The organism is Methylotuvimicrobium sp., assembly GCF_050611805.1.
Taxonomy (GTDB): Bacteria; Pseudomonadota; Gammaproteobacteria; order Methylococcales; family Methylomonadaceae; genus Methylotuvimicrobium.
Genome location: NZ_JBNGHF010000038.1, coordinates 1 through 15,519, shown reverse-complemented (window position 1 = coordinate 15,519; position 15,519 = coordinate 1). Strand labels below are relative to the sequence as shown.

Below are 15,519 nucleotides of genomic sequence, written 5' to 3'. Positions count from 1 at the left end.
TAAATGAATGACTGAACAAATTTATAATTTGGCTTTTGTCTTTCCGGGTCAAGGCTCTCAATCGGTAGGTATGTTATCGGCCATGGCAGAAGCCTATCCGGAAATTAAGCAAACTTTTGAGCAGGCTTCCGAGGTGTTGTCTTATGACTTATGGTCAATCGTTGAAGCCGGTCCTTTAGAAAAATTAAATCAAACGGCAATAACTCAACCGGCCATGTTGGCTGCCGGCTATGCTGTTTGGAAAATATGGAATAAACAGTGTCCGGTCCAACCCGGTTGGGTGGCAGGGCATAGTTTGGGTGAATATACTGCATTGGTTTGCTCCGGTGCGATGGCTTATGAAGATGCGATCAAATTAGTCTCCGAAAGAGGCCGCCTGATGCAGGAGGCGGTTCCGGCCGGGCAGGGCGCTATGGCGGCAATTTTAGGGCTGGAAGATCACGAAGTCGTAAAGCTATGCAAGGATTCGGCCGAGAGCGAAGTGGTTGCGCCGGCTAATTTTAATGCGCCAGGTCAAGTTGTCATTGCCGGGGACAAAGCAGCGGTCGAGCGTGCAATGGCAAAGGCTAAGGAAGTTGGTGCAAAACGAGCAGTTTTGCTTCCGGTTAGCGTACCTTCACATTGTGCATTAATGCAGTCAGCTGCGGAGCAATTAAGCGACCTCTTACAGCAAACCAGCATCGATTCACCTCGAATCACCCTAATCCACAATGTCGACGTCAGCACCCATAGTGCTCCGGAAGTCATTCGCAATGCGCTAAGGGAGCAATTATTTAAGCCGGTGCGTTGGGTGGACGGAGTCAAGTTTATGTCCGATCAAGGTGTTACTGCGTTTGTTGAATGCGGCCCCGGTAAAGTGCTCATTGGCTTGAATAAACGAATTGCCAAAAATGCTGAACATTTAAGCATCTATGATCCTGACTCATTAAATCAAGCCTTGGAGATAGTGAATGGTTAAAAAAATAGCATTGGTAACCGGTGCGAGCAGGGGTATCGGTCGCGCAATTGCCGAGCAATTGGCTGCCGACGATTTTTTTGTGATCGGAACGGCAACAAGCGATCAGGGTGCTGAAGCGATTGCCGGCTACTTAGGCGATGCGGGAACGGGCATCAAACTCAATGTCGCAGATCCTGACTCGATTAATGCGGTAATAAAAACCATTTATGACGATTTTGGGACTCCTAATGTTCTCGTCAATAATGCGGGTATTACCCGGGATAACTTACTGATGCGTATGAAGGATGATGAATGGGATGATATTATTACCACGAATCTTTCATCGGTTTTTCGTATGAGTAAAGCCGTTTTGCGCGGCATGATGAAAGCTAAAACCGGTAGAATTATCAATATTTCCTCGGTAGTTGGTGCGACCGGCAATGCCGGCCAAGCCAATTATGCCGCAGCTAAAGCCGGCATCGTGGGGTTTTCCAAGTCGCTAGCCAAGGAAGTCGGTTCACGCGGCATCACCGTAAATACAGTCGCTCCCGGGTTTATCGATACCGACATGACCCGTGAACTCGCCGAAGAGCATAAGCAGGCACTATTAAGCTCAATACCATTAGGCCGCTTGGGCGATGCTAAAGAAATTGCCTATGCCGTTTCTTATTTAGCATCGGAGCGTGCCGCGTATATCACCGGAGAAACGCTGCATGTGAACGGCGGCATGTTCATGGCATAATATTGTGATATTTTTATAATATAAAGTATAATTCCCCCGCCGTCTGGAATGAGATGACGGGATTTCTAAGTAAAACAAATAACTATACTATTGTAAGTAATATTTTTTAAAAATAATCTTACATTGTTGAGGATAATAATTATGAGTAATGTTGAAGAAAGAGTAAAAAAGATTGTCGCTGAGCAATTAGGTGTTAAAGAAGATATCGCTAACGATGCTTCTTTTGTCGATGATCTTGGTGCAGACTCTTTGGATACCGTTGAACTCGTCATGGCCCTTGAAGAAGAATTCGAATGTGAAATTCCGGACGATGAAGCCGAAAAAATCACTACTGTTCAACAAGCGATCGATTACGTCGAAAAAAACGCATAAAAACTGCTTTATATTTCGAACGGTCATGTTCTCGGCGAATTATGACATGATAATTTTGTTCAACGCATACAGGGAAGTAAGTAGCAAACTGAAGTGTGAGCGTTATAGAACAAAAGAGGGCGTCAAACCACCGAAAATATGACCGTTCGAAGTATGTAAGTGGATGCTGTTAATGTCCACTTATGCATGCCTTAATATCCCCTCTTTAAAATTAACTTCGGGTACAAAACATTGAGCACACGCCGAGTTGTAATAACTGGACTAGGCGCGGTTACGCCTTTAGCTAACACAGTTTCGGAAACCTGGGACGGAATCGTCAATGGTAAAAGCGGTATTTCCGCGATTGATTCCTTCGATATTTCTGCATTTGCCACGACTTTCGGTGGCGTAATAAGAAACTTCGATATTTCTCAATATTTTCCTGAAAAAGACGCGAAACGCATGGACGGCTTTATCCATTACGGATTAGCCGCAGGATCTCAAGCGTTCGAGGATTCCGGCATCGAGGTTAATGATAATAATGCCGAAAGAATCGGTGTGGCAATCGGTTCGGGAATAGGCGGGATAACAGGCATTGAAGACTGTTATGCGCTATATGATAAAAGTGGTCCGAGACGTATTTCGCCGTTTTTTGTACCCGGCAATATCATCAATATGATTTCCGGTAATTTATCGATTAAATATGGCTTAAAAGGACCTAATTTTGCGATTGTTACCGCCTGTTCAACCGGTACACATAACATTGGCGATGCCGCCAGAATGATCAAATACGGTGATGTCGACGTAATGATCGCCGGAGGCGCCGAGCGTTGTACCACTTCACCGACCGCGATGGGCGGGTTTGCGTCAGCGAAAGCCTTATCGAGAAGAAACGATGATCCGCAACGTGCAAGTCGCCCATGGGATCGGGACCGTGACGGCTTTGTGTTAAGCGATGGTGCCGGTGTTGTTGTTCTGGAAGAGTTGGAACATGCTAAAGCACGAGGTGCGAAAATCTATGCCGAGTTGGTGGGTTACGGCATGAGCGGAGACGCTTATCACATGACTTCACCTTCGCCAGGCGGAGAAGGCGCTGCTCGATGCATGAAAAATGCATTACGCGATGCCGGTTTGAATCCTGAAGACGTCGACTATATCAATGCGCATGGAACATCTACGCCCGCCGGCGATCTCGGTGAGACACAGGCGATGAAATCCGCGTTAGGCAATCATGCCTATAAGGTTGCGATTAGTTCAACTAAGTCGATGATAGGGCACCTCTTGGGTGCTGCAGGCGGCATCGAAGCGGTACTCACGGCATTAAGCCTCAAAAATCAATTAGCGCCGCCGACTATTAACTTGGATAACCAAGACCCCGAATGCGATTTGGATTATGTTCCGAATGTTGCTCGGGAAATGTCGATGAATGTGGCCTTATCGAATTCTTTTGGCTTCGGCGGAACTAACGGCACGTTGGTTTTTAAGCGATTTGAATAATTAGCTCGATGACATAGGTGAGTTTTCGGTGTTTTTAATCAATGGTGCGATGAGTTGTACCATCGATGTTTCGGATCGCGGATTCCAATATGGCGACGGTTTATTTGAAACGATTGAAATCAATCAAGGCAGACTGGTTTTTTTTGACAGACATATCCGCCGCCTAAACGAAGGTTGCCGGCGTTTACAAATCCCTTTAGAAGATACCGGCAATTTAGTTGCGGAAGCCGAGAATGCGGCTAAAGATGTCGATCGAGGCGTGTTAAAAATTATCCTGACGCGCGGAACGTGTGGTCGAGGTTACCGGCAACCGGACAGCATCAAACCGACTCGTGTTATTAGCGTTTATCCATTTCCTGATTATCCTAAAAATTATACACGCAATGGCATTACTGCCAGGGTTTGTACTACTCGCTTAGGGCTAAATCCGGCGCTTGCCGGCATTAAACACCTCAATCGCCTCGAACAGATTTTAGCTCGCGCCGAATGGAACGATCCCGGCATTCAAGAAGGTTTGATGCTTGATGCCGATGGGAACGTTATAGAAGGAACAATGACTAATTTGTTTTATGTCATTAACCGACAACTCCATACCTCCGAGATCCTTCGCTCCGGCGTAGCCGGCATTATGCGCGAAATTATCTTAGAACTCGCCGAATCAAATGCGTTAGTCTTGTCGAAACGTTATTTCGGTATCGACGAATTATTAAACGCGGATGAAATATTTGTTTGTAATTCGGTCATCGGTTTATGGCCGGTCACCCAAGTTGATGGCAAGCCATTTGCTGTCGGCCCTGTAACCCGCGAAATAACGGCCTGGCTCGAACAGTACAAAAAAGAATGGCTTCAAGCATGCTAAATAAACTCATGGGGATTTCGATTGTATTAACCAGCTTTTTACTCGGCTGGCTATGGATCGATTACCAGCACTTTGTGGCTACTCCTTTAGTCGACAAGCCGGTTTATATTGAAATCAACAAAGGCGATTCGTTCGGCCGCATTACTGAAAAACTTCAGGAACAAGAATTAGCGGTTAAACCGCTATGGTTAAAAATACTAGCCCTGCAAACACAATCCGCCGGTCGTTTGAAAGCCGGAGATTATGAAATCGCTCAAGGCGCTACCGCTTTTGATATTCTTTCCTTATTCGCATCCGGAAAAAGCAGACAATATGCCATCACCTTTCCAGAAGGGTGGAATTTCAATCAGTTTCTTGAGCAAATAAATAGCCACCCTTACATTCAAAAAACGCTAGATAAATCCGAAAGCGAATCTTTGCTCAGTTATTTAAACTCTGATTACGGTCATCCCGAAGGTCTTTTTTTTCCCGACACGTATTTCTTTGATAAAAACACGACCGATCTTGCCTTATTAAAAAGGGCTCATGATCGCATGCTGAGCATCTTGGACCAGGAGTGGCGGCAAAAGCAGGATAATCTTCCGTTTGAGTCTCCTTATCAAGCATTGATACTGGCGTCGATTGTCGAAAAAGAAACGAGCGTTCCCGAGGAACGTCCAATAATTGCCGGCGTGTTTATTCGCAGACTTAAAAAAGGCATGTTACTGCAAACCGATCCAACCGTTATTTACGGTATGGGCGAGGATTATCAAGGCAATATTCGCAAGAAAGACCTGTTGACGCATACTCCCTACAATACCTATGTCATTAGCGGGTTACCTCCGACGCCGATCGCGATGCCCGGACAAGCCTCGATACATGCGGTTCTTCATCCTGAGGCAGGAGAGAGCCTTTATTTTGTTTCTAAGGGGGATGGCACGCATGCTTTTTCCGCCAATCTTGCCGAACACAACCAGGCCGTGACCACTTATCAATTGAAACAATGATGATTAAAGGAAAATTCATAACGCTTGAAGGTGGGGAAGGGGTCGGCAAAACCACCAATATGAGTTTTTTAAAGGATTATCTAAGCTTGCACGGAATTCCGGTGATTCTCACTCGAGAGCCCGGAGGCACTCCCCTCGCGGAACATATTCGAACCTTGTTATTACAACAGTCATCCGACGAAGTCATCACCGATCAAGCGGAATTGTTATTAATGTTCGCTGCCCGCGCTCAACATCTCAAACAAGTGATCGAGCCGGCCTTACATGCCGGCTCTTGGGTAATATGCGACCGCTTTACGGATGCAACCTACGCCTATCAGGGCGGAGGGCGCAATATGAGTGCTCAAGCGATTCAGTGGCTGGAAAATTTCGTTCAAGGTAATCTACGGCCCGATTTAACCTTTTTATTTGATGCGCCGGTCGAAATAGGACTCAAGCGTGCTCGTCATCGCAGTTCGTTAGATCGCATCGAATCCGAAACCTTGGTTTTTTTCGAACAAGTTAGGCGTGCTTATTTATTGCAGGCTAAATTAGAACCGGAACGTATTAAAGTTATTAAATCCGACCAACCACTCATCGATGTACAAAGCGAAATAACACGTTTTTTACACCCGTTTGTTTTTAATGACCATCACTCCTGATTTATTGCCTTGGCAGGAAGCGGACTGGCAGCATCTTGTCCGCTACATTACCGGTCAACGCATACCTCAAGCCCTATTGTTTGCCGGAAATAAAGGCATAGGCAAAAGCCGATTGGCGGAGCGTTTCGCACATTCCTTGCTTTGTTCTGAAACAGATGCTAACGGATTGCCTTGCGGCCGATGTCATAGCTGTCAATTAGTCAATGCACAAACGCACCCTGACTATATCAGACTGAATCCGGAAGAGCCCGGCAAGACTATCAAAATCGATCAAATCAGACACATCCTTTCGGTGTTATCATTAAAACCGCAATATGAGGCAAATCGTGTCGTCATAGTTGAACCGGCCGATCAATTAAATATCTCAGCGGTTAATGCTTTTTTGAAATTTCTTGAAGAACCGACCGAGCGAACCGTTCTGCTACTTATCACGGATAAACCTAGTCGACTCCCGGCCACTTTGATGAGTCGATGTCAAAAGGTCTATTTTTCGAGGCCCGATCCGGAACAAGTTAAACAGTGGTTGTTAGATCAAGGAATAAAAAAAGATAGCGACTTATTGCTAAGCGTATCGAAAGGCTCGCCCTTGTTGGCCTTGGATTATGCGAAAAACGATACCCTTGAATTACGTCGAAAATGTTTCGATCAATGGCTCGACATCGCCGCTTTGCGCACTCATCCGTATATTGTCTCGGAACAATGGGTTAAACTGGATCCCGGCCTATTGTTGACTTGGATAACGGGATGGGTTACGGATTTAATTAAATGTTGTTTTCAATTACCTGCCGAAAAACTGATTAATCGTGATTTATTTGAAGACTTGTACAAATCCGCGCAAACTTTAGAATTATCTCATTTGTATAGCGTCTACGATCTTATGCTTACCACTCGAAACCGCATCGATACCCAGCTCAATAAACAATTGCTATTCGAAGAGCTATTAATCGAGTGGGCACGGCTTAACGAAAAATAGGAAAAAGCATGTCCGAATCATCATCGCCCAGACAAGGAATATTATCCTTGTCGATTAAAGATAAAAATGCACTCTATGCCGCCTATATGCCTTTCATTACCAATGGCGGATTGTTTATTCCGACAAATCGCGAATATGAAATGGGGCAGGAAGTTTTTATGCTATTGAATTTAATGGAAGAAACAGAGAGATTGCCGATTGCCGGTAAAATCATTTGGAAAACACCAGCTGGTTCGGAAGGGTATCGCACTACCGGTATCGGCGTTCAGTTCAGCGACCAGGATGGAGGTATGGCTCGTAATAAAATAGAAACCTATTTAGCCGGCGCACTGGATTCGGATCGAGCCACTCATACAATGTAACGATTTGGTTTTGTCGGGCCTCACGCTCCAATTTTTCCAATTAGACTCAATTTTAACATCCGTTTTATCTCATGCTAATCGACTCTCACTGCCATTTAGATCGTATCGACCTGACTCCCTATCAAGATGACTTTTCTTGCTTCATGCAAGAAGCTTCGAAACATCAAATCGAGCACATGCTGTGTATCAGCATCGATCTTGAAGCTTACCCGTCGATGTGCGAATTGGTCGCTCCTTATCCTCAGATCTCCTTGACGGTCGGCGTGCATCCTAATTCGCATGACGGAAAGGAGCCGACAACTGATGAATTGATTACACTCGGCCAAGCCGAAAAAGTCATCGGCATCGGTGAAACCGGATTGGATTATTTTAGAAGTGAAGGGGACTTATCTTGGCAACACCAGCGATTTAGACGACATATCGCGGCGGCGAAAAGTTTAAATAAACCTTTAATCGTCCATACGCGAGAAGCCCGAGAAGACACTTTACGCATTTTGAAAGAAGAAGGTGCCGATTCGGTCGGCGGTATTATCCATTGTTTTACCGAAGACTGGGAATTTGCGCTTCGTGCGCTCGAGTTGAATTTTTATATTTCCTTTTCAGGAATTGTAACGTTCAATAATGCTAAAGCAATACAAGAAGTGGCGCAAAAAATTCCGGCGGATAGATATTTGATTGAAACCGACTCGCCCTACCTAGCTCCGGTTCCTTTTCGCGGGCGGCCTAATTATCCGATTTATGTTCGACATGTGGCCGAATTTATAGCTAAATTAAGAAATACTTCGTTGGAAGTCATCGCGGACCAAAGTAAAGAGAACTTTGTACGCCTATTTAATTTTGAATGCCTATGAAATTCAATACTTTTCAAGACTTTTGAGCTGAAACCACTAAAACGTTGATACAGGCATAGAAAGAATCATCCGTTGCGGCGCGTTGTAAGTCGGTTCGCCAATGGTTCAGTTCTTGTTCCGTAATCGCATGATTGGCCAAGGCTTGATTTTCGACAATCTGCTGTACCGATAATGAATAGAAAAGGTTTATATCGGTTGCAATAATCGGAAATACTTCGACTTCAATATGACTGAAACCGCATTTTTTGAATTGCCTGTATAAGCTTCTGCCTGAGTAGCCATTGTTCATCATATGCGACATACGATAATGAGAAAGAGTGCGCTCGACTCCGGGTAGTTGGGTATCGATCGACAAGCTAGCCCAGTCTGTTTCCACAACGACAACGTATCCATTGTCTTTAGTGACTCTTTTTATTTCCAAAAGTGTTTGTTCCGGCTGTTTGAGGTGCATGAATAATCGCTCGCTTCGACAACTATCGAATAACCCATTCCTGAAAGGTAACTTTTCGGCACTACCTTGTATTAAATTAGCCTGTTGAATTGTAGAAAGTTGTCTACAATTCTGGATAGCGCTTTTTAACATCTCTTGATCATGATCATACCCGAAGACTTCACCGTCTTTCCCAACCATTTTCGATAGTTCGGCAACATCTACTCCAGGCCCGCATCCGATGTCGGCTATTATATTTCCGTTGGAAATATTCATTTTTTTATAACTGTGATGCTTAATCGGTAAAAAAATATCTGCCGCTTTTTGCAGATATTCCGAGCTGACTTCTCCGTGAAAAACTTTCATAGTTGACCTAACATGGGTTCTAGATAAATAAATGCTTTGAACTATGCTTAGAGTCTAGTCAATATTTTAGGATATGAGAAGGAAGAAGGATACAAATGAAAGATACAATGACGCTATGCGAACACTATCAAAATTATTTTTATACGGTTAAGGCGAATACTCAGGATTTACTAGAGCAAGCTTATCACGTTAGATACCAGGTTTATTGTGAGGAATTAAAAAAATTATCGCCGAATTCTGAAAACGAATTTCAAGAATCGGATGAATGGGATGACGATGCCGTTCATGGTCTTTTATTTTATAAAAGAGATAAAAAACCTATTGGAAATATTCGTATCATCACATTAGAAGGTGACACGGAGAAAAAGTTACCGATTGAATTGTATTATAAAAAAGAATTCGACTTTAGAGGATCTGGTATAACTTCACTAAAAGAAGGTAAGACAGGCGAAGTATCCAGAATGGCTCTGATCTCTCGATTTAGAAGAAGACCATCCGATAAAGACTATTCGATAAATAACAATATGCGTGAAAATGATCACGAAAACAGACGATTTTCCACTAATTACCTACCAATGAGCTTAACTTTCTCTTCTATCTCTCTTATGCTGGAACACGCACTCGATTATGGTATTGCATTAATGGAGCCTCGTTTAGCTAGATTATTAGTGCGCTTTGGCGTTGAATTAAAACAGATTGGACAACCCATAGACCACTTTGGCATACGTGCACCTTTTATTATTTTTCCTAAAAAAACTTATCAAAACTTAATGCCGGAATATCGACTCTTATTTGACATTATCAGTTCGGAACTAAAAGATTCTCATTGACAACATGCCATCTGTCAAAAAACAAAAACAGCCGTCTCTTAGTCTGGTTTGGAAAACAATACTCGCTGTCGGTTTTGCAACAGCATTAGCATCCGGTGCCATTGTTTTGTTCGGACAGTTTTCATTGAATCAAAATTATCAGCAAGAAAGGTCTCGTGTTCATCGCTTTTATCGACAAGCCTTTCAAGGTATTTTGGAAGGCATCAAGAACGACAGGGTCGATATCGGTTGGTTGATTCCGGCATTTATCGATGACAAAACCAGCCCCCAAAACGCATTAGAGGTCATTGACCATTTTATCGATAACAACTGGTTTAAAATTGAAGTCGAATCGGATATTGAGTCGGCATTTTTGTTTAGCACGGATGGAAAGTTGATTGCTTCTTGGGGGAATACGCCGTATCAAGGGCAGTTTTCAGAATGGTTGGATTATGTCATTACCCACGAATCACCGTTCGACAATATTTTGTGCGAGGAGCGCTGCGTTCATTTTCATGCTACGCCGTTTTTACATCACGGAAGTTTTATCGGCGTATTCATTTTTGGTATCGATCTTGCCGATACGGTTTTAAAGATGAGAGACTTGACCGGTTCCGGGATTAGTATCTTAACGTTACCTCATGAATTCACAAATCCAAAAAAAGAATTACTTTCTATTCCGCCATGGCAAGCAAATATAGTGGCTTTAACGGATTCAGAACGCAATATCGGATTACTTAACGCTTTTAGTCGGCAATATCCTGATGGAATACCCGATCATCCGAAGATATTTAAGTTTGTGAATAGGACTTATGAGATCATCCCTTTTCCGTTTAACGGAAACAACAATACAGTACTTTTGATTATTGAAGACATTAGTCGGGGCTTGGACGAAATCAAAAAAGCGACTGCTCTCTATGCCATTAATGGATTGCTTAGTTTATTGTTGTCCGGCGGAGTATTGTTACTATTATTGATTGGACCGACGCAAAAATTAAAAAGACTCATTGCATTATTGCCGTTGATCGCAAAAAAACAATACGACTTAGTGGCTAAATTATTACTTCATTCGAAAAAACACAGTTTCTTTAAAGATGAAATTGATGTTTTGGAATCCGCCTCGCATCAACTGATTTCAACCCTTAAGCAACTGGACGATGAAGTTAATTTACGCACCCAACGCCTCTCCGAACAGGCTTTGGAACTGCAAATTGAAAAGAATTTTATTGACAATATTCTTAATTCGGCTCAAGTCATTATTATGACGGTCGATAGTGTGGGGCGCATTAAATCCGTCAATCAGTATGCGCAATATTTGCTTCAATATACGGAAGCCGAATTATTAAATACAGATTTTGTTGAATTTATTCCTACTGAAGAACATAGAGGAATGATTGAAAGTTCAATAACACAACTACTTGATAAGCATAATAATACCTTTCAATACGAATGTCCGATTTATTCCGTCGACGGTGCTCAACTCTATATCTCATGGTTTTTATCGCCATTAGTGCTCAAAGAGCTAGGTATCGATGCCGATCCTGAAGTTCTCATTGTCGGGTTGGATTTAACCGATAGACGCAAATCCGAAAAACAATTGACTTGGTTAGCCGAACACGACCCATTGACAGGTCTATATAACCGCCGAAAATTCGAAAAAGAGTTCGAGCATGCTATCAATATGGCGAATCGCTATCATCATAGCTCGGCCTTGATTTTTTTCGATGTCGATCAATTTAAATACGTTAACGATAGCAGCGGACATCAAATCGGTGACGAACTATTAGTTAAAGTGGCCGAAAAACTGCGCAGTTTCACTCGCGATACCGATGTAATCGCTCGCTTTGGAGGCGATGAATTTATCGTGATGGCTCCTGAAATCAGTCAACAAGCGGCTGAGGATTTAGTGCAAAAAATTTGTACAGGAATGACCTCGGTATCGATAACGGACAACAATCAACAACACCGGGTTTCGGTTAGCGCGGGTTTGTTAATGTTTCCGGAGCCTAATTGCTCTGCTCAAGACCTTTTGGCAACTGCCGATGTTGCAATGTATAAAGCCAAAGAATCCGGTCGGGGAGGGTGGAGACTCGCAAATAGCGAGGATATTCATCGGAGCGAAATCAAAACGAAGGTCAATTGGAAAGCCAAAATTGAACAGGCACTTAACGATCGGCAATTTAAGCTGTTTTACCAACCAATCATGCATATTCGTGATAAGACTATATCTCATTACGAGTGTTTATTGAGAATGATTGGAAGCAACGACGAAATCATTCCGCCAGGTATGTTTATCGAAGTCGCTGAACAAACGGGATTAATTTTTCAACTCGATATGTGCGTTGTCGAACTCGCTTTCGTAAAGCAGGTTGAATTGATAGAACAAGGAATCGATATTAGGCTGTCAATTAATTTGTCCGGGGAGACGCTTTCAAATGTCGATGCTTTTTCAAAAATCGATAAGCTGTTGCGCTCATATGGGCTCGATGCACATAAATTTATTTTTGAAGTGACCGAAACTCAGGCCGTAACCAATCTGCAGTCCGCCCATGAATTTATAAATAAAATAAACAACATAGGCGGAAGTTTTGCTTTGGACGATTTCGGTGTGGGCTTTTCATCGATGAGCTATCTAAGACAATTACCGGTTGAATATTTAAAAATAGACGGGTCATTTGTAAAAAATATTAATTCAAGCTTGGATGACCAATTATTTGTCAACGCAATTAACAGTGTAGGGCAAGGAATGGGCTTAAAAACGATTGCCGAATTCGTTGAAAATGACGCTATTTTCGAAAAACTGGGAACACTTGGTGTCGATTATGCCCAAGGTTATGGAATAGGCAAGCCGATGCCATTTCTTGAATTTCATAAGAATGACGATGCAGACTATTAGAAATCGTAAGACATCATAATGGTATACATATCCCAATGCTGCGTTGTTCCTTGTGGGTTTTCCAGGTTGGATAACCAGCCGGTTCCATTAATTCGGTGGTATTCGGCACTGAAATTCAATGCCGGCAATATTTCATAACGTAAACCAAAAGTCCAATCTTGAGCAAACCTGGAATGATTGGCAATTCCGGGTGCTGCTTGCGCGATTTTCAAACCTTTTCTATCATCCATATCCCAAATTAATTCGTCATAACGCACTAATGCTTCCAGAGAAGAAGTCAGTCTGTAGGTGCCTTGTACATAAAAACTTTGGCCGGTAAATTCAGTGTCCGGAATAGCCCCGAAATTCCTCAATTGGGCCCGGCGTAAGGCGTATTCTCCGGTAAGTGACCATTTTTCGGCGTTATATTGTGCTGAAAAGATTAATGGATTAAATCGCCAGGAGCCTGCCTGAAAAAAAGCGCCGGCTGATGGTTTGTAATCGCCATTAAAATCCGCATAGGTTATAGCTAGCTTGGCTAAGCCGTTTTCCCATTCATACCCGGTACGCAACACCCAGGATATGTCGCCTTCCATTTTCCCAGGATCTGAACCGACTAGTGTATTTTTGAAATCAGGATCGTCCATTCTTGGGACGACTACACCGAAATTCAACGAAAAATCGCCATAGTCGGTTCTATGTTCTCCATAGATATAGCCGCCATCGGCTGATAACGCTAAATTTCTATTGACATCGAAATAAATCGATTGCGGTAATAAGATGTTGGGGCGAGTCGAAGCCACGTCCCGCGTATCGTTGTATAAGCCTAGCGGAGTAGGGACTCTGCCGCCCCTAAGTGTTAATAGTGAAAGTTCCGACGAATATAAAGTATAACTGGCTACTCCGTAATCGATTCGGACGTTGCTATCGTCGGTTTTACCCGCATCGCGCCATACTACCTGCATGGCAATTTGCAATTCCGGCAAAATCCTATAAGAGGCATTGATACCGAGTTCTCTAAAGTCGGTTGATATCGAGTCGTCAGTTTTACCAAAAAAGTTATTATCGGAAGTATGAATAAATCCTTGGGATAAAAAACCGTGAATTTGAAGGTTTTGAGGTAACCAATCGCTTTCAAAGGCTTGAGCATTTGTAAACAGGCAGCATAAAACTAATACGATACCGTAGCTATGCAATTTAAAAAAACGGTTTAAAGTCGACGTATGACGCATGACTGGAAAAGGCCTTATTTAATGATCAGGATTTTGATATTTTCAGGGATGTCTTCATCGCTTAAATATCCTATTGCGCCAGGTGTAGATGCGATTTTATCAACCATTTCTTCCTTGCTGGCAACGGTAACAGGAGCCTGGCCGGTCCCGCTAAATACCAGCTTGTTCCAGCTTCGACGCATCTGATGTGGAAATACATTCAATACTTGTTTACAAAACTGTTTATGAAGAGGGTTGCTGTCATGTAATACAAAAACAGTAATGGGAGAACCGTCTTGCCATTGGCGAAGCCGCATTCTAAAAATAGCACTCAATCCGTTTCGGCTAACAGAGTTTTGCGTTAATGCCCTGTTGACAACGGGATAAATACTTAGCGTGGGAGCGGATAAAACCTGCGACATCAAAACAAAGAGCAACACTAAAAATCCTAATTGCTTTCGTCGTAGATTTTTATTCGATTCGTTTGACTTCAAATTGGAAGCGCCTTAGGTCTTAAAGTGAGCTGTAAAAAGAAATCAAAGTTTAGTTACTATTCTGTGAATATCAAATGATCAGGGTTAATTGATAAAGATTCTTGTAAGCGACAAAACTACCAATACCATGTCATTATTTAACATAATATACATTATGCGCAATTATAACTACTTATTGCTTTGCATTTTATGATACTGGCTTTATTCCTCCGGCAACCCATAAGTCTTGTTTGGCGGCTATCTCCTCGGCTCCGCCGCTTTTCGACAACAGATACGAGCGTAGTATTCTTCAATGCGTTAACGCAGACTTCTCCGGTAACAGTTGTACGAATCGCGTGAAATTGCGAATTGCATAGAGATACATAGAGATAATAGCGGTTGCAATTGCGTTCCGACAAATCCGACTAATTCATTGATTTGTAAAAACATTTCCTTATGGCGAGCCAACAGACCGTCTGTACTTTCCGAATGTTCAGAATACCGCTCACATTTGGCGGAGCCGGCGTGGTTGTTCCGGATTTATTCTTGTCTTTTCTCAACCAGTTCAAAACGCCGCGTTTGGGGCCGCGCGAAGTATAGATCTGAATGCCGCGACAGAAAGTGAGGATGAAGACAAAACCTGGGGATCTTGCAACAAAGTCGATGAAGCTTTTTTGAAATTCATGACGGAGCGCCGCCCCGCCCTAAGATTACACTGCTAAGCCGCTTCTTTCGTCATCATATAATCTAGAAAATCACGGCAGTCGGCCATGATGATTTCCAGCCCCAGTCGTTTGCAGAAGCGTTGTTCCTTCTCGGTAGGGTTTTTCCGCAGCACCCAGCTTTTCGTTCGCTGGCTGCGTAAACGATGTCGTTCATGACCATGCGCTCGGAATCGCGGTTCTGCGGCAGACCGATCAGCAGATATTTCTTGCCTTTGCGGTATTCCTTCAAAAAATTGGGAATCGCGAAGCCACCCATCAATTCGGTAATGTAGTCGACATAGTCTGCGTCCGAGGCGATGTAGTTCGACACCGGTCTGGGCGAACCCATCGGCGTGAACAGTATAGGGATATTTCGGATTCATCGCGCGGGAACTTGCCGCGTTCGCGGAAGAAAGTCAGCAGAATAGCAAAGCCTAACCGGTTTGCTCGGT

At 43.2% G+C, this 15,519-nt stretch carries 15 protein-coding genes and 1 pseudogene; 12 read left to right on the top strand and 4 right to left on the bottom strand.

What is annotated here, in order from left to right; translation table 11 throughout:
- The first annotated feature begins 7 nt into the window (after positions 1 to 7).
- The 10 genes from fabD (at position 8) to ACRJJO_RS16210 (ending at position 8,199) form a co-directional block, all read left to right on the top strand.
- Positions 8 to 958, top strand: a complete 951-nt coding sequence (gene fabD / locus ACRJJO_RS16255; protein WP_431066708.1) for an ACP S-malonyltransferase — start codon at positions 8 to 10, stop codon at positions 956 to 958.
- Entirely contained in the window at positions 951 to 1,679 is a 729-nt protein-coding gene (fabG, locus tag ACRJJO_RS16250) for a 3-oxoacyl-ACP reductase FabG (protein ID WP_431066707.1), read from the top strand. Before fabD ends, fabG begins: the two co-directional genes overlap by 8 nt.
- Positions 1,680 to 1,820: 141 nt before the next feature.
- A complete protein-coding gene (gene acpP, locus ACRJJO_RS16245) occupies positions 1,821 to 2,051 on the top strand; it encodes an acyl carrier protein (protein ID WP_014148504.1) in 231 nt (76 codons plus the stop codon).
- A gap of 231 nt (positions 2,052 to 2,282) precedes the next feature.
- A complete protein-coding gene (fabF, locus tag ACRJJO_RS16240) occupies positions 2,283 to 3,527 on the top strand; it encodes a beta-ketoacyl-ACP synthase II (protein WP_431066706.1) in 1,245 nt (414 codons plus the stop codon).
- Positions 3,528 to 3,555: 28 nt separating this feature from the next.
- A complete protein-coding gene (gene pabC, locus ACRJJO_RS16235; protein ID WP_431066705.1) occupies positions 3,556 to 4,386 on the top strand; it encodes an aminodeoxychorismate lyase in 831 nt (276 codons plus the stop codon).
- Positions 4,380 to 5,372 carry an endolytic transglycosylase MltG gene (gene mltG, locus ACRJJO_RS16230; protein ID WP_431066704.1) on the top strand — a complete coding sequence of 331 codons (993 nt, stop codon included), beginning with the start codon at positions 4,380 to 4,382 and terminating at the stop codon, positions 5,370 to 5,372. Before pabC ends, mltG begins: the two co-directional genes overlap by 7 nt.
- A complete protein-coding gene (gene tmk, locus ACRJJO_RS16225) occupies positions 5,372 to 6,013 on the top strand; it encodes a dTMP kinase (protein WP_404361436.1) in 642 nt (213 codons plus the stop codon). Before mltG ends, tmk begins: the two co-directional genes overlap by 1 nt.
- Positions 5,997 to 6,986, top strand: coding sequence for a DNA polymerase III subunit delta' (locus ACRJJO_RS16220; protein WP_431066703.1), 990 nt, complete (start codon positions 5,997 to 5,999; stop codon positions 6,984 to 6,986). The genes tmk and ACRJJO_RS16220 overlap by 17 nt, the downstream gene beginning before the upstream one ends.
- Positions 6,987 to 6,994: 8 nt before the next feature.
- On the top strand, positions 6,995 to 7,348 hold the full coding sequence (locus tag ACRJJO_RS16215) for a PilZ domain-containing protein (protein WP_404361339.1): 354 nt from the start codon (positions 6,995 to 6,997) through the stop codon (positions 7,346 to 7,348).
- Between the two features lie 71 nt (positions 7,349 to 7,419).
- Positions 7,420 to 8,199, top strand: a complete 780-nt coding sequence (locus ACRJJO_RS16210; RefSeq protein ID WP_404361338.1) for a TatD family hydrolase — start codon at positions 7,420 to 7,422, stop codon at positions 8,197 to 8,199.
- 13 nt (positions 8,200 to 8,212) lie between these two features.
- Here the strand turns inward: ACRJJO_RS16210 and ACRJJO_RS16205 are convergent, their stop codons facing one another.
- The gene (locus ACRJJO_RS16205) at positions 8,213 to 8,995 is read right to left on the bottom strand and encodes a methyltransferase domain-containing protein (RefSeq protein WP_404361337.1); all 783 of its coding nucleotides are present in this window, start codon (positions 8,993 to 8,995) and stop codon (positions 8,213 to 8,215) included.
- Between the two features lie 95 nt (positions 8,996 to 9,090).
- Between ACRJJO_RS16205 and ACRJJO_RS16200 the strand changes: the two genes are divergently transcribed.
- On the top strand, positions 9,091 to 9,825 hold the full coding sequence (locus tag ACRJJO_RS16200) for a PEP-CTERM/exosortase system-associated acyltransferase (protein WP_404361336.1): 735 nt from the start codon (positions 9,091 to 9,093) through the stop codon (positions 9,823 to 9,825).
- A 4-nt stretch (positions 9,826 to 9,829) separates the two neighbouring features.
- Positions 9,830 to 12,700 (top strand): EAL domain-containing protein, encoded by a 2,871-nt coding sequence (locus ACRJJO_RS16195; RefSeq protein ID WP_431066702.1) that lies wholly within the window; start codon positions 9,830 to 9,832, stop codon positions 12,698 to 12,700.
- Here ACRJJO_RS16195 and ACRJJO_RS16190 read toward each other — a convergent pair.
- The 3 genes and pseudogenes from ACRJJO_RS16190 to ACRJJO_RS16180 form a co-directional block, all read right to left on the bottom strand.
- Positions 12,697 to 13,911 carry a hypothetical protein gene (locus ACRJJO_RS16190; protein ID WP_431066701.1) on the bottom strand — a complete coding sequence of 405 codons (1,215 nt, stop codon included), beginning with the start codon at positions 13,909 to 13,911 and terminating at the stop codon, positions 12,697 to 12,699. The genes ACRJJO_RS16195 and ACRJJO_RS16190 overlap by 4 nt on opposite strands.
- Before the next feature lie 14 nt (positions 13,912 to 13,925).
- Positions 13,926 to 14,384, bottom strand: a complete 459-nt coding sequence (locus ACRJJO_RS16185; RefSeq protein WP_431066700.1) for a hypothetical protein — start codon at positions 14,382 to 14,384, stop codon at positions 13,926 to 13,928.
- 697 nt (positions 14,385 to 15,081) lie between these two features.
- Positions 15,082 to 15,440: pseudogene (locus ACRJJO_RS16180) on the bottom strand (SIR2 family protein); the annotation flags it as partial.
- Positions 15,441 to 15,519: the final 79 nt, after the last annotated feature.

Excerpts from the sequence above, each read along its gene's own strand:
- tmk (WP_404361436.1), top strand. The coding sequence starts at position 5,372 with ATGATTAAAGGAAAATTCATAACGCTTGAAGGTGGGGAAGGGGTCGGC.
- ACRJJO_RS16200 (WP_404361336.1), top strand. The coding sequence starts at position 9,091 with ATGAAAGATACAATGACGCTATGCGAACACTATCAAAATTATTTTTAT.
- fabG (WP_431066707.1), top strand. The coding sequence starts at position 951 with ATGGTTAAAAAAATAGCATTGGTAACCGGTGCGAGCAGGGGTATCGGT.
- acpP (WP_014148504.1), top strand. The coding sequence starts at position 1,821 with ATGAGTAATGTTGAAGAAAGAGTAAAAAAGATTGTCGCTGAGCAATTA.
- ACRJJO_RS16210 (WP_404361338.1), top strand. The coding sequence starts at position 7,420 with ATGCTAATCGACTCTCACTGCCATTTAGATCGTATCGACCTGACTCCC.
- mltG (WP_431066704.1), top strand. The coding sequence starts at position 4,380 with ATGCTAAATAAACTCATGGGGATTTCGATTGTATTAACCAGCTTTTTA.
- fabD (WP_431066708.1), top strand. The coding sequence starts at position 8 with ATGACTGAACAAATTTATAATTTGGCTTTTGTCTTTCCGGGTCAAGGC.
- ACRJJO_RS16195 (WP_431066702.1), top strand. The coding sequence starts at position 9,830 with ATGCCATCTGTCAAAAAACAAAAACAGCCGTCTCTTAGTCTGGTTTGG.
- ACRJJO_RS16215 (WP_404361339.1), top strand. The coding sequence starts at position 6,995 with ATGTCCGAATCATCATCGCCCAGACAAGGAATATTATCCTTGTCGATT.
- ACRJJO_RS16205 (WP_404361337.1), bottom strand. The coding sequence starts at position 8,995 with ATGAAAGTTTTTCACGGAGAAGTCAGCTCGGAATATCTGCAAAAAGCG.
- ACRJJO_RS16220 (WP_431066703.1), top strand. The coding sequence starts at position 5,997 with ATGACCATCACTCCTGATTTATTGCCTTGGCAGGAAGCGGACTGGCAG.
- ACRJJO_RS16190 (WP_431066701.1), bottom strand. The coding sequence starts at position 13,911 with ATGCGTCATACGTCGACTTTAAACCGTTTTTTTAAATTGCATAGCTAC.